This window comes from Komagataeibacter saccharivorans (genome assembly GCF_003207825.1).
In the GTDB taxonomy this organism is placed as follows: Bacteria; Pseudomonadota; Alphaproteobacteria; order Acetobacterales; family Acetobacteraceae; genus Komagataeibacter; species Komagataeibacter saccharivorans.
Map to the genome: position 1 here is coordinate 151,713 of NZ_NKTY01000006.1, position 12,737 is coordinate 164,449.

Sequence of the window (12,737 nt, forward strand, 5' to 3'; positions counted from 1 at the left end):
TCAGAAATCTAGTCTACACGTAATGCCGTTTTTACCGCCTGTTCCACCTGTGGCATTTCCATCTGACCCAGACGGTATGCAGCCTGTAGCGCAAACTGCAGCGTCAGCCGCCGCCTGCGCGCCGGGGCGAGGGGAGCGGTCGGCGCAGGGCGTATGATCGCACAGTCAATGCAGGTTTCCTCCCCGGCGCGACTGCTGCCGGTCGCGGCAATGATAAGGCCGGTGTTTTCAGGCAGGACCGCACGGGGGAAGTCGTGATTGACCGCAAAATACATCTCGTCGCACCATGGCAGGTAGTCCTGCCATTTATGGTCGGCACGGAAATCAGGCAGGCCCGACTTGATTTCGATACAGATCAGGCGGCCTTCCGGTGTCAGGGCCATGATATCCGCGCGCCTGCGGTCCGGCAGGATGAATTCATGCAAGACCGCCCATCCATGCAGCCTGCATAGCTGGCTGGCGCCAGTGCGGATGGCTGACTGGACCTGCGGCGCGGAAGGGCGAAGCATGGGCGCGCGGGAGCAGTATCAGTGCGCGGGCGCTGCGGACAGAAGGCGGACCACCAGATCCAGATCGGCCGGTTTGTCCACGTCCACGGCAGCGCGTCCATCGGGGAGCGGGACCATGGCGACGCGCGCATGCGAAAGCTGCCCGATCCGGCGGCAGACATCAGCGCGCGTCAGGCGGCGCAGCACGAAGCGCAGCAGGATGCCGGGGCCAAGAATGCGGGCCATCCTGAGCGGGTGCTTGCGTTCGGCTTCCAGCTTCTGCCACAGGCGGATCACCCCGTAAGCTGCGGGCGTGCGGAACAGGAACATGTTGCAACCTGAAAAGGCACCGTCGGCCAGACGGATCATGGTGCGCTTTGTGCCCGGTACATCGCGCTGGATGGCATCTTCCATCGCAATCCCCGCTGCTACGTCGCAATCGCTGTCCTGTGCTGCCTGTATGAAGCTGCGTATCCATTCCGGCTTCAGCAGCGCATGATCGGCTGTCGTGACCAGAAGTGGCGTGCCCACCAGGTCCAGCGCCTTCATCACGCTGGCGCTCGGTCCGGGTGCAGGGGGAATGAAGGTGACCGTATCGGGTACAATGCCAGTCAGCACCTCGGGCTGCTCGATACAGATGCTGATCCGGTCAATCGCCTCGACTGACTGGAGCGCACGGATGACCCGCTGGATCATGGGGATGCCACAGACCGGCAGCAGGGCCTTGTGTGAAATGCCCGCGGCCTGCGCCATCGGGTCGATGCGGCCGGGCCTGCTGCCCGCCAGCACGAGTACGTTCAGCCCCATCCCGGCGCTCACGCCGCGTTACGGGTGACGTTCGCCCCATCGGGCCGGTCACGCGGGGGCGCGCCGGTTTCTTCCATGACCCACGGATACTGCTGTGCCTCCTTCACGTCGTAGCCCAGGTTGAAGACGCTGGGGCTGCGCGGGAAGCTGCGGGCATCGACATAGTAGCTGCGGAACAGTCGGTCAGCCACGAAACTGGTGATGCCGTAATTGCCGTTCTCGTTATGGAAATGGTGCAGCACGTGACGCTGCTTCATGCGCTGGATCCAGCGCATGCGGGGCTTGTAGTTCAGGTGCTGGATGCAGTGAAAGAATTCATAGATGCAGGTGATGGTAAGCCCCGCGCCGAAGGCCGCAGCGGCTCCCGCCATGTTGCCGATCGCGTAACCGATGGGAATGGTCACGATGGCTATGGTCGGAATCGTGTTGAGCGGCGAGCCGAACAGGACATCAAGCAGGTGCGGGTCCTGATGGTGATCGAAGTGGATGCGCTTCCACAGGGAGGCGCTCCATTTCATGCGATAGAGAAACCGGCCATGCAGGATGAAGCGATGGATACAGTACCATACCAGCGGATAGACCAGCATGACGGATACGATACTGATCGCGATGGGCAGCAGGGACTTGCAGCTAAGGACCATGACCGCGTAGCTGGCGATGGCCAGCACGAAATACAGCATGATGGTGGGATAGGTGAGGTAGGCAATCCAGAGCTGCCGAAGGTTCATTTTGCCCAGGTCGAAGCTCCGGCCCGTGCGAATGGAACTATTCTTCAGGGTATTCGTAATCATCGCTCTTCGATCCTCAGTAGCACGGTGATGACGCCAAGGATGAAAATCAGGATCCCGACGCATATTGCCATAAGAGAGGGCAACGTTCCCGCATTTCCCAGGGCACGTAACAGACCCTGGAATACAACAAATAGCAGACCTGCACCCAGACACCATATTGGAAGCCAGCTACGCGTACCGGCCCGGGGCGGGATATAGACCACCGGCACCGCGAGTAACAGCATTACCGTAAATGTCACGGGTAACATGATGCGTCCCAGTATTTCCGTCATGAAGAAGGATGGCGACTGGCTGGACGCAAGCGTGCCCCGCTGTTCATCCAGCATCGTGCCGACCGACTGGGTAAAACTGATGGTAAGCTGGATGATATGGTCCGGCGTGAGGGAAGGGGGCCAGTCCACGCGCACCGTCTGCCCCGGCGGGGTATCAAGCAGGTCGATGCGCGCCGGGCTTATGACACTCAGTATGCGCGAAGGGGTGCCATACCAATGCCCGTGTTCGTAGTGCATGTCGGATAATGTCGTGACCTTCTGAAGCAGGGACTGGTGGTCCCGGTGATAGATGGTCACGTTTTTCAGGTGCGCCCCGCCATGATCGAGATAGTTGATGTTGATCACGTCATCATGCGACCGGATCCAGTAATTGTGCCAGTTGTTGATCGCGCCGGGCGTTGTCTCGTTCCACCAGCGCGCCAGGGCCAGTTCGCTGCGCGGGGTAAGCTGGTCATCCACGACGCCACTCAGCACGCCCAGCGCAAGAATGGTGGGCAGGAACAGCTTGATCAGCCCCGGCGTGGACAGGCCCGCCGCGCGCATGATCGAAATCTCGTTCGATGTGGTCAGTTGCAGCAGGGTCAGCAGCGCCCCGATCAGCACCGCGATCGGCATGGCGTTGCCGAACAGCAGCGGCAGGTGCATCACCCCGTAATACAGCACCCCGGACAGGCCGAGATGACGGTGCATGATTTCCGTCACCTGCTCCAGCAGGGCGAGGATCTCCATAAGCGACACCACGATGACGGCCGTGGTGAACACCTTGGTCAGAAGTTCACGCGACAGGTAACCAAGCAGGACCGTGCCGCAGCCAAGGCGGAGCCTGTGCTTCATGCCCGACCTTTCGCAATGTGGCGCGGCAGTCCATCAGCCGAAAGCTCGCGGGGGGGCAGGGCGGGACCTTTGGTAAGCAGGATGCGCAGCCCGCCAGCCTGCCGGATCAGCATGCCGGTGCAGATGATGGCAAAGCCGAAAGTGGGCAGCCACATCACCAGCAGGGGCGACATGTGCATGTTGGCCACAAAGCTCATTCCCATCTGAAGGGTATGGTCAAAACCGACCAGCGTAATGGCGGCAATGGCCAGACCGGGGTTGCCACGCTGGCGTTTGCGCACGCCTGCCAGTGCACAGGCCAGTATGGGAATGAAAGGAATGGCGATGGTACGCGCCAGACGGAAATGCAGTTCGGCCACCATGTAGGAATGGCTGATGCCCGGATAGCCATGCTTTATGCCGTAATACAGCTCCGGCACGGTCAGTTCGCGTTCGCTTTCGCCCCGGTTGCGGTACGCTTCCTCATCTATCTTGGCATCGCGTGAGATCAGGCGCGTGGTGCGGGTGAAACTGGTGATCGAGGGGGGCTTGTCCTGACTGTCGGTTATGATGGTGCCATCCACCAGATCAAGCCGCATGCGCGACCCATCGGCAGGGTTGTACAGATAACCCTTCTGTGCGGAAATCAGGCGGACATGCGCCTTGTCCGTGTTGTCGCGGATAAAGACATGCCACAGCCGCGACCCGGCATGGTCGACCGTTTCAGCCGTCAGCAGGACATCGTCGGATGCCGCGAACATCTTGGACTGCAGGTGGGGCGTCCACCCGGCATGGCTGGCGAAATAGAAGGCCGCGCGATAATCATAGCGCGCATAGGGCTGGATGAACCCGTAAAGCGAAAAAGCCAGAACGCCGAATACCGCTCCGGTCAGGACAAAAGGCTGGCATATGCGGAAAATGGACACGCCGCTTGCGGTCAGTGCGTCGATCTCATGGTTCGCGCTCATGCGTCGGACGACGGAAAACACGCTTACACACATGGCCGCAGGCAGCGCCAGACCCAGATAATGGGGGATCAGGTCACTGAGCAGCCCGAAGAAGGTCTTCATCGAACTGCCATTGGCAGCCAGAATGTCAAACAGCACCAGCAGCCGTTCCAGCAGCAGGGCAGCCATCACCACGCCAAGGGCGATGGAGAACGGTGGCACCACCTGTCGCAGCAGATAGCGATCCATCGTGCTGGGTGCCAGTTTTCCCAATATCCGGTGCAGAGAGGACGTGCGGCTCATCAAGGCGTGCTTATACCGGAAAAACAGCGGGATGGAGGGGATGGATCAAAAATAGTTTCCCGCGTTGTGCCTGCAGTGCCGTCGGCAGGAAAGAAACGTCTTGTAACACCAATTTCGTAGCTATTCCCACGGGGGCTGACCGTAATACGATTCCAGCCCGCCGCCCTCAGCGGGTCATCTGACCGGGCCGAAGCCGAAGCGATTCCGATGACCGGCACACCGCCCGCGGGACCGGGGAGGGAGGAGAGGGTGGAAAGATGGATATGCCCGTGCAGGATCATCTCCGCCCCTTCGCGTGCAATACATTCAGAAAAATTCCGGATATCTGTCAGGGCTTTGCGTGTTACGGCCAGGCCCGGAACCGGGGGGTGATGGATCATGACGATCCTGCACAGGCCCTGCTGCCCGGCCCCGTGCAGGATTGTCCGCAGCCGTCTGGACTGATGAACGCCAATTCTGCCTGTCGCCCGGAACCATGGTGTCGGCACTGCCGTACTGACACCGATCAGTGCCACATTGCCGATCCGGCGCACGAAGGGAAAAGGCAGCGGCCCCATCCACGGCTGCCACAGCCCAACGGTCGCCTGCCAGTCGTCATGCACAAGGGTGTCATGATTCCCCGGTATGACTGTACACGGGGCAGGCATCTGTTCCAGCCAGCGTCGCGCCTGCCGGCATTCTCCCGGCAGGCCCATATTGGTCAGGTCACCAGTCAGGGCGATCATATCTACCTGACTGGTGGCGATATCCTCCATCACGCGCGCCAGAACTTCCGGCCGATGTATGAAACGGCGGCGCCTTGTCCATGAAAGATAGCTGAACATGCGCTTGTTGAGCCGTTCGGTCAGCCGTGGCGGCGCCATTTCGCTCGGAAGGTGCGGGTCCGAAATATGGGCTATTGTGATCGTGCTCAAGCTGACCTCTTTCCCCGCCTTCTGGCGGCCATCGTGGCGCGGGCGCATGTTATGCCTGCCCGCGCGTGGGGGCGCTCCGTCTTTTCCTGCCTTGCAATAGAAGGCAGATGGTTGCTTATGGCCTGTACGTCAAATTTCAGACAGGGATGGGATAATCAGTGACCGGACGTTTTGCGCTTGTTTACAACCCGCGCAGCCGGCGGAATATGAGCGATGGCAGCTTATATGCCCAGACAGCCCGTAACCTGCTGGGAGAGAATTTCATCGATCCTGCCGACCGCATCCGTCTGGATGCCCATATTGCCGAACTGGCAGCGAGCGATATGGACTGTATCGTCATAGACGGGGGCGATGGCACCGTAAGCGACGTACTGACGGCAGTCCGCCGCCATTATGCCCCCGACCGCCTTCCCGCCCTTGCGGTCCTGCCTTCGGGCAATACCAACCTGATCGCGGGGGATGTGGGCTTCGGCATGCGCGGGCTTGAAGCGCTCGAACGTCTCCAGCATCTGGCTGCGTCCGACACCTTGCGGCGCAATGTGCGCAGGCGCTGCGGACTGGTTGTGGAATGGCCCGAAAGCGATGCGCGCGAACCGGTTGTCGGCATGTTCCACGGGGCGGCGGCGTTCACGCGCGGGATCGAACTGGCTCACCAGCCGGCGATCCTGAACAATTATGCGCATGAAATGGCCGTTGTGGTCTCCTTCCTGTCCTCGGTCGCCCATCTGCTCAAACGCCGTTCCCGCCAGCAATGGATGCGTGGGGACCCGATTACGATACAGGCGGGGGAGCGCGTGCGGCGGCAGGGGAACTGCTTCTTGTTCCTGTCCACCACACTGCAGTTCCTGCCCCATGGCATATGGCCATTCTGGACGGCGGACGGTGCGCGTGACGACGCCATCAATTACCTTCATGTCGCAGGCCAGCCCTCCCGTCTGGTGGCGGCGTCATGGGCGCTGCTCCGGGGGCGGCATCCCGCGTGGCTGCGGGACAATCCCGATTACTGCAGCGGGTGCGAGCAGCGTATCGAAATGGCGCTGGACTCCGACTTCGTGCTGGACGGGGAAGTTTTTTCCCCCGGTCCTGCACGCCGGATCATCCTGTCCTCCACCGCTCCCATTGATTTTATCCACGCCTGAGGAATGACGAGCATGTCCCAGCCCATCCCGTCCAGCCGTGCCGCCGCCGCCGGTCGCATCGCCCATGCGCTGGCAGATGATCTGGTCCAGCCCGTTGCGCCGTTTGTCACCCAGTTCGTGACACGACTGATTGGTGCGGCCCGCCCCATGGGCGTGATCTTTTACGGGTCAGCCCTGCGCCAGCCAGATCCGGACGGTATTCTGGATTTCTATGTGGTGGTGGAAGATCTGACGGACTGGAAGTCAGGCTATCTGGCGCGCAAGGCCAATCAACTCCTGCCGCCCAATGTGGAATATCACGAGATTCCTGTGGAAGGCCGTATCATCCGCGCCAAGGTGGCCATTCTGTCCATTACTCAGTTCCGCCGCATGACGGGACGCGCAACACTCGATACCACCGTATGGGCGCGTTTCTGCCAGCCCGTAAGGCTGGTATGGGTCAGGGGACCAGAAGCGGCGGATGCCATTCTGGGCTGTATTATCCGCGCGGTAGGGCAGGCCGGGCGCTGGGCCGCAGCGCTGGGGCCGGAACAGGGCACGGCCGCCGAATTCTGGCTGGCGCTTTTTGCCCATACCTATGGGGCCGAATTGCGGGTCGAAAACGGACGCAGGCCCCGGACCCTGCTACAGGGGCATGAACAGCGCTATAATGCGCTGTTACCCGATATCTGGCTGGCCGATGGCGTGGCTTTTACGCGCGATGGCGCGGTCCTGCACCCCCGGCTGACTGCGGAACAGCGTCGCGCCATGCGGGAAGGGTGGTGGTTACGTGACCGGCTGGGTACGGTCCTGAATGTCAGCCGCCTGTTCAAGGGGGCGTTCACGTTTGAAGGTGGCGCACGCTACATCGCGTGGAAGATCCGACGCCATTCAGGCATTGAACTGCCGCTGGGGCCGTTTTCGGAGCGGCATCCGCTGATCTGCCTGCCGTATCTGTTATGGTCGCTACGGCAGGCAGGGTTCTTCAGGCGGCGGGGTTGATCCCCATTTCCCCTGCGACAGCAGCGAATATCTCAACCGCCCGATCGATCTGTTCGGGCGTATGTGTCGCCATGACGGAGGTACGCAGCAGCGGATGCTGGTCAGGTGTTGCGGGCGGCAGGCTGAGATTTACATAAACCCCTAGGTCCAGAAGCCGGTTCCAGAACGCTACCGCCGTTTCGACTTCGTCCAGAACGACGGATACCACCGGGCTGGCCTGCGGACCGGTACGCAGGCCGGTAGCCTGAAGTCCGGCATGCAGCCGACGGGCGTTGTCCATCAGGCGCACGCGCAGTTCGGGGCGGTTTTCCAGTTCATCCAGTGCCGCCATGGTCGCGGCGATGACTTCCGGCGGAAGGGACGCGGTAAACATATAGGGACGCGAACAGAGCCGGATCAGGTCCAGGCCCGCATGGTTGGATACGCAATAGCCGCCAACCGTGCCAAGGCTTTTGGAAAAAGTGCCGACAACAAAGTCCACATCATCTTCCACGCCATCGGCTTCCGCCACGCCACGGCCATGCTGACCCATCACGCCAACGGAATGGGCTTCATCAGCCAGAAGCCATGCGCCGGTTTCCCGCTTGACCGCTGCGAATTCCGCCATGGGCACGACATCGCCCATCATGGAATAGATGCCTTCCACAACCACCAGCTTCGATCCCGGCGTACCTTCAAGGCGACGCAGGCGCTTGTGCAGGTCATCAGCATCGTTATGGCGGAAACGGATGACCTGTGCATGGCCCAGGCGGCTGCCGTCATAGATGCTGGCATGACTGTCCGCGTCAAGCAGCAGGTAATCATCCTTGCCGGCCAGTGCGGAAATCGTGCCCAGATTGGCCTGATAGCCAGTGGAGAATACCATGCAGTGCCGACGGCGGAAGAACGCTGCCAGACGGTCTTCCAACTGGCGGTGCAGGCCTTGGGTTCCGTTGGCGATGCGCGATCCGGTTGTGCCCACACCATAGGCCCGCGCAGCCTCGACCGCAGCTTCAATGGCGGCAGGAGACTGGCTGAGGCCAAGATAGTTATTGGTACCGAACAGGAGCGTTTCCCGCCCTTCGATCAGCCCGACAGTAGAAGAAATGGGCTTTTCGATAACCACATCAAACGGATTGCGGCCACCACCGGCGGTCACTGCCGACAGTGCTGTCGCCAGTCCCTCGTATTTTGAGAAAATGGACATGATGCGTCAGGATGCCTGCTTGAGAGATACGATGCAGGCAGCCAGATCATCGATGGTACGGATATCGGCCAGCCGGTCCAGCGGCACGGAAACATCAAGGGTATCCTCGATTTCCATGACAAAGTTCATGACGGCCAGTGAATCAAAGGCCAGATCCTCAACGATCTTGCTGCTGCCATTGATATCACGGGGAACCTTGGGGTTCGCCAGCAGCGTCTTCACGATCAGCGCGGAGACGCTCGCTACCGTTTCAGTCATTCCTACATCCTTATCGCACGTCCGGCCTGCCGTGGGGCAGGGGATCAGCATGAATGGCCTGCCCGCGATCCGGGACCGCGGGTTGGGATTGTAATCTGTTCTTAACCGGAAGTCTTATGATCGAAAAACAGGTTTTTGACCAGTCCCGCGTTTCAGCCCTGCCCAAAGGGGGAAGGGTCAGCGGGTAACCCCTCAGCCAACCGAAACAGACGTTGTTTCCAGCGGCTGGAACGCGCCGGACAGCAGCATCGCCTTTGCCCGCGCCCGTGTTAGCTTGCCCGAAGATGTCTGCGGCAGGGTGTGGGGCGGGACCAGAATGATGGAGACATCCACGCCGTGCTGCCGACGGAACAGGTTGGCGGCTTCGGTTTTAAGCGTCTCGCGTGCCTCGGGGGAGGAGGCACGACACTGAACGAGGGCCACGATCTTTTCGCCCTCATCCTCATCAACCGAAAATACGGCAACGTCCCGGCTGCGCAGGGCGCTGATTTCGGTTTCAGCCGACCATTCAAGGTCCTGCGGCCAGATATTGCGGCCATTGATGATGATGAGATCCTTGGCGCGACCGGTTACGACCACCTGACCATCCAGCATGTAGCCCAGATCACCAGTATTCAGCCAGCCTGCGGAGTCCAGCACGCGCGCGGTTTCCTGCGGCCTGCGGAAATATCCCTGCATCAGGCTGGGGCCGCGCACGAAAATGGTGCCGATCTCGCGGTCCTTCAGGACCTGCCCCTGCGCATTACGGACTTCGAGTTCATGCTGGGGCAGCACTTCACCGCACAGCACAAAGGTGCGCAGCGCGCGCGCGGGATCGTTGGAAGGGATCGCTTCGCCACGTGTCTCCAGCGCACGCAGGTCGATCGTATCCGTGCGGATACCCGATCCAAGCGGCGCAAAACTGATGGCAAGCGTTGCTTCAGCCATGCCGTAGCTGGCGGTAAACGCACCCGCGTCGAACCCGGAGGATGCGAAGCGCTGGGCAAAATCCTCAAGGATATGATAGCGGATCATATCGCCACCAATCCCCGCAACCCGCCATGACGAGAGGTCAAGCTCGATCGACGTGGCGCGCCGGGCGCATAATTCGTAACCAAAGGACGGGCTGTAGGAAATCGTGCCCCGGTTCCGGCTGATCAGATCCAGCCATACATGGGGGCGTCGGGCAAACTCCCGCGTCGGCAGCATATCGACGCTAAGCTGGCACGTCATGGGCGTCAGGAAAAAGCCCACCAGCCCCATGTCATGATAGAGCGGCAGCCACGACACGCAGCGATCGCCCGTTTCACGCACCTTCAGCCCGTTAAGGGCAATGGCATGGGCATTGGCCAGACCGGAACGCTGCGTTACCGCAATCCCCATGGGAAAACGGGTACTGCCGGATGAAAACTGAAGATAGGACAGATCTTCGGCATTGATGGCGGGCAGGGTGTCCACCGTGATCGGTGTTTCCAGAAGTTCTGCCGGTGTTCCAGCAAATTTCAGGTCCAGACCTGCCGTGATTTCATCCGTCCATGACGAAATGATCGAGGCTATGACCACGGCGGAGGCCGCCGCCCCTTCAATCATGCCGCGCAGGGTGCCGACATAGCCTTCACGCCCGCCAAAGGCGACAGGCAGTGGCAGCGGGGCAGATACCAGCCCCGCATACTGGCAGCCAAAGAAAATACGGGCGAAATCGCCATCACTTTCCGCCACGATGGCGACCCGGTCGCCCGGCTTCAGGCCAAGGGACAGAAGGCGCTTGCCGGTTTCGATCGCCTGTTCACGCAGCGTCCTGTAAGGCAGCGCTTCGAGCAGGACACCTTTGCCGGAATAGATATTGAAGCCGCTTTCGCCCTGGGCGGCATAATCCAGCGCCGCCGGGAACGTCGGAAAATCGCCGTAACGACGGGGCAGACCAGAATCGGAGGGGGTCGGTAGGCTTATCATTTCCGGTAACGTGACTTCCATTGACGTAGCTTGGAACGGCGAATGGGCGGTCTTCAACCAATTGGCTTCAAAAAGTCAATAATCGATTTCGCGCCTTTGGCTGCCGTCTCGGTTGGTTCTGCAAAGCCGAATGTATCGCCTATATACTCTTTTTGCCGATCAAGGAAATTTGCATGTGACAGAAAAGCATTGTCCAGCGTCGTTCCCAGAGTATCCAGATTGTCCACAACCGGTCCCAGCGTCCAGCTTTCGTAATTGGGGTTGCCCTGCCATTGGGTTCCGTGGGCATCCAGAAACAGGCAGGGGCGTGGTTTTATCAGGAATTCGCCAACCTGACTGCTGACATCACCCATGTACAGGTTAGCCGCCATGGTGTAGGTCATATCTACGCTTTTATCACTGCCCGGATCAATAATCATATGCGGCAGACCGGTAAACGGGGCGAGCCGTTCCATGCTTTTCTGGCGGTTGGTATCGAACAGGCGATAATGGGGGGCGAAAATCAGGTTGTATTTTGTCTGCCGGGCAAAATATTCAAGAACTTTCATGCCGAAACGTGGCCACGAAGACAGGCTGTGACTGAAATGCGGATTATACACGACCGTGGGCCGTTCATTAGGAAATAGCGCCTCGTGCCCGGCATGCAGGCGACGGACCAGGTCAAATTTCGCATATACGCCAGTGGTATAGTGTCCTTTCCGCAGGACACCGGCCTGTTGCATGCGTTCTTCTATTTTGCGGCCTGCCATCAGCATGTAGTCGAATTTACGCACGTCGCTGGCGAAGCCGATGGCACGGTCTCCCGCGCCATGACGGGTCCAGATCAGGCGGGGCTCGTGCACACCCATCTTGCGTAAATAGAGCGATGTCCGTTCGGGAACGACGATCGCCTGAAACCTGCGGAAATAATTTCTGTTCAAAAAAAGGACCATTATCTTGGTCAGAGGGGTGGGGCCATGGCGTGCAATGTGGCGACGAGCCCAGTCTGGCATTTCGAGAATGTCAAAAGTGACCGATGATTTTGGATAGAGTTGGGAAAGGATGCGTATCCGCCCATCCCGCTCGGGCGTCAGGCTGGCAATATGAACCTGAATTTCCGGGTAAAGGCGGCTCATCTCCAGCGCGATCGGGAGCGAGTGGAATTCCTGATGGGGTTGGGCGATGTATGGAAACAGAATATGGGACACTTAATTAAAGAGCCTGTTCATCTGAGCTTGGGGCACAATCTTAAGATGAATTTTATCCTTGTTATGGCAGGCACGAAACACGCTTTAAGGTAACATATGTTATCGCGCCCGGCGTCGATTTTTAACGTGATCCGGGTCGCTGGTGTCGTTTGGTCTTTTGCGGTCCCTGGCATTTCAGCTTACGCGCATGAGTGAGCGGCAGGCAGCGTGGCATAATTACGATGCCTGCTGCGGGGAATGCTGTTTGCATGGCGAAAGCAGAACATCCTTTGGCTTCAGGTCCATCATGGAAGGGGCATCGGACTGCGTGCGGCGCTGATCTATATAGATTAGGTGTGGGCATCAGATCATTTCATGGCGGCCTTCTTGATCCGCCGGTCGGGAGAGGGGGGCTTCATCTGACATGCCCTGTTTTTCGATATCTGAGGAAAGGAGGGGCTTGCCCCTCCTTTTTTCATTTATTTTTCATTTTTCTTCTGGTTTTTTGGTTCGGATAGGGAATGGAACTGCTGTTTTATGGCTGAATTCCCTGCCTTTTTAGCGTTTTTAGCGGAGCGTTGACAGGGGGGGCTTATATCCGTAAAAGCCCCTTCACCGGACGGCGATGCTGCTCCGGCGGGTCTTTGACAAGAGAATATGAGAGTATCTGGAAGGGATATGCTGGCGGCGCGGTTGTTGCTCTTAGGGGCGATGATTGGCGGTCTGGACTGGGTGAGACT

13 protein-coding genes are annotated in these 12,737 nt (G+C 59.5%); 2 read left to right on the forward strand and 11 right to left on the reverse strand.

The annotated features are described in order from the left end of the window. Nucleotides 1–8 precede the first annotated feature (8 nt). Genes CFR79_RS06040 through CFR79_RS06065 form a run of 6 tightly spaced genes read right to left on the reverse strand, consistent with a single transcriptional unit; the run spans nucleotide 9 to nucleotide 5,335 of the window. Nucleotides 9–509 (reverse strand): MmcB family DNA repair protein, encoded by a 501-nt coding sequence (locus CFR79_RS06040; protein ID WP_110547248.1) that lies wholly within the window; start codon nucleotides 507–509, stop codon nucleotides 9–11. An 18-nt stretch (nucleotides 510–527) separates the two neighbouring features. Continuing rightward, nucleotides 528–1,295, reverse strand: coding sequence for a nucleotidyltransferase family protein (locus CFR79_RS06045; protein ID WP_110547249.1), 768 nt, complete (start codon nucleotides 1,293–1,295; stop codon nucleotides 528–530). Nucleotides 1,296–1,303: 8 nt separating this feature from the next. After that, entirely contained in the window at nucleotides 1,304–2,086 is a 783-nt protein-coding gene (locus tag CFR79_RS06050; RefSeq protein WP_102324298.1) for a sterol desaturase family protein, read from the reverse strand. Further along, nucleotides 2,083–3,192 carry an LptF/LptG family permease gene (locus CFR79_RS06055; RefSeq protein WP_102324297.1) on the reverse strand — a complete coding sequence of 370 codons (1,110 nt, stop codon included), beginning with the start codon at nucleotides 3,190–3,192 and terminating at the stop codon, nucleotides 2,083–2,085. The genes CFR79_RS06050 and CFR79_RS06055 overlap by 4 nt, the downstream gene beginning before the upstream one ends. After that, nucleotides 3,189–4,367: an LptF/LptG family permease gene (locus CFR79_RS06060; RefSeq protein ID WP_102324296.1), complete on the reverse strand. Its 1,179-nt coding sequence runs from the start codon at nucleotides 4,365–4,367 to the stop codon at nucleotides 3,189–3,191. The genes CFR79_RS06055 and CFR79_RS06060 overlap by 4 nt, the downstream gene beginning before the upstream one ends. 53 nt (nucleotides 4,368–4,420) lie before the next feature. Next, nucleotides 4,421–5,335, reverse strand: coding sequence for a metallophosphoesterase family protein (locus tag CFR79_RS06065; protein WP_110547263.1), 915 nt, complete (start codon nucleotides 5,333–5,335; stop codon nucleotides 4,421–4,423). Nucleotides 5,336–5,493: 158 nt separating this feature from the next. On the opposite strand from CFR79_RS06065, the gene CFR79_RS06070 reads away from it, so the two are divergent. Then, nucleotides 5,494–6,474 carry a diacylglycerol/lipid kinase family protein gene (locus tag CFR79_RS06070; protein WP_110547250.1) on the forward strand — a complete coding sequence of 327 codons (981 nt, stop codon included), beginning with the start codon at nucleotides 5,494–5,496 and terminating at the stop codon, nucleotides 6,472–6,474. A 12-nt stretch (nucleotides 6,475–6,486) separates the two neighbouring features. Then, the gene (locus tag CFR79_RS06075; RefSeq protein ID WP_162900379.1) at nucleotides 6,487–7,455 is read left to right on the forward strand and encodes a hypothetical protein; all 969 of its coding nucleotides are present in this window, start codon (nucleotides 6,487–6,489) and stop codon (nucleotides 7,453–7,455) included. Here the strand turns inward: CFR79_RS06075 and spt are convergent. The 5 genes from spt to CFR79_RS16010 all read right to left on the reverse strand — a co-directional run. Beyond that, complete coding sequence (spt, locus tag CFR79_RS06080; RefSeq protein WP_110547252.1) at nucleotides 7,439–8,641, reverse strand: serine palmitoyltransferase; 1,203 nt, start codon at nucleotides 8,639–8,641, stop codon at nucleotides 7,439–7,441. The two genes, CFR79_RS06075 and spt, sit on opposite strands and share 17 nt — an antisense overlap. A 6-nt stretch (nucleotides 8,642–8,647) precedes the next feature. After that, nucleotides 8,648–8,899, reverse strand: a complete 252-nt coding sequence (locus CFR79_RS06085; RefSeq protein WP_025812499.1) for an acyl carrier protein — start codon at nucleotides 8,897–8,899, stop codon at nucleotides 8,648–8,650. A 192-nt stretch (nucleotides 8,900–9,091) separates the two neighbouring features. Next, nucleotides 9,092–10,831: a fatty acyl-AMP ligase gene (locus CFR79_RS06090; protein WP_181417367.1), complete on the reverse strand. Its 1,740-nt coding sequence runs from the start codon at nucleotides 10,829–10,831 to the stop codon at nucleotides 9,092–9,094. A gap of 53 nt (nucleotides 10,832–10,884) precedes the next feature. Further along, the gene (locus CFR79_RS06095) at nucleotides 10,885–12,018 is read right to left on the reverse strand and encodes a sensor domain-containing protein (RefSeq protein ID WP_110547254.1); all 1,134 of its coding nucleotides are present in this window, start codon (nucleotides 12,016–12,018) and stop codon (nucleotides 10,885–10,887) included. Between the two features lie 458 nt (nucleotides 12,019–12,476). Continuing rightward, the coding region (locus tag CFR79_RS16010) for a hypothetical protein (protein ID WP_220030239.1) at nucleotides 12,477–12,737 on the reverse strand (261 nt) is incomplete at its 5' end.

Coding starts and splice junctions, on each gene's coding strand:
- CFR79_RS06085 (WP_025812499.1), bottom strand. CDS start 8,899: ATGACTGAAACGGTAGCGAGCGTCTCCGCGCTGATCGTGAAGACGCTG.
- spt (WP_110547252.1), bottom strand. CDS start 8,641: ATGTCCATTTTCTCAAAATACGAGGGACTGGCGACAGCACTGTCGGCA.
- CFR79_RS06040 (WP_110547248.1), bottom strand. CDS start 509: ATGCTTCGCCCTTCCGCGCCGCAGGTCCAGTCAGCCATCCGCACTGGC.
- CFR79_RS06060 (WP_102324296.1), bottom strand. CDS start 4,367: ATGGATCGCTATCTGCTGCGACAGGTGGTGCCACCGTTCTCCATCGCC.
- CFR79_RS06090 (WP_181417367.1), bottom strand. CDS start 10,831: ATGATAAGCCTACCGACCCCCTCCGATTCTGGTCTGCCCCGTCGTTAC.
- CFR79_RS06045 (WP_110547249.1), bottom strand. CDS start 1,295: ATGGGGCTGAACGTACTCGTGCTGGCGGGCAGCAGGCCCGGCCGCATC.
- CFR79_RS06055 (WP_102324297.1), bottom strand. CDS start 3,192: ATGAAGCACAGGCTCCGCCTTGGCTGCGGCACGGTCCTGCTTGGTTAC.
- CFR79_RS06075 (WP_162900379.1), top strand. CDS start 6,487: ATGTCCCAGCCCATCCCGTCCAGCCGTGCCGCCGCCGCCGGTCGCATC.
- CFR79_RS06050 (WP_102324298.1), bottom strand. CDS start 2,086: ATGATTACGAATACCCTGAAGAATAGTTCCATTCGCACGGGCCGGAGC.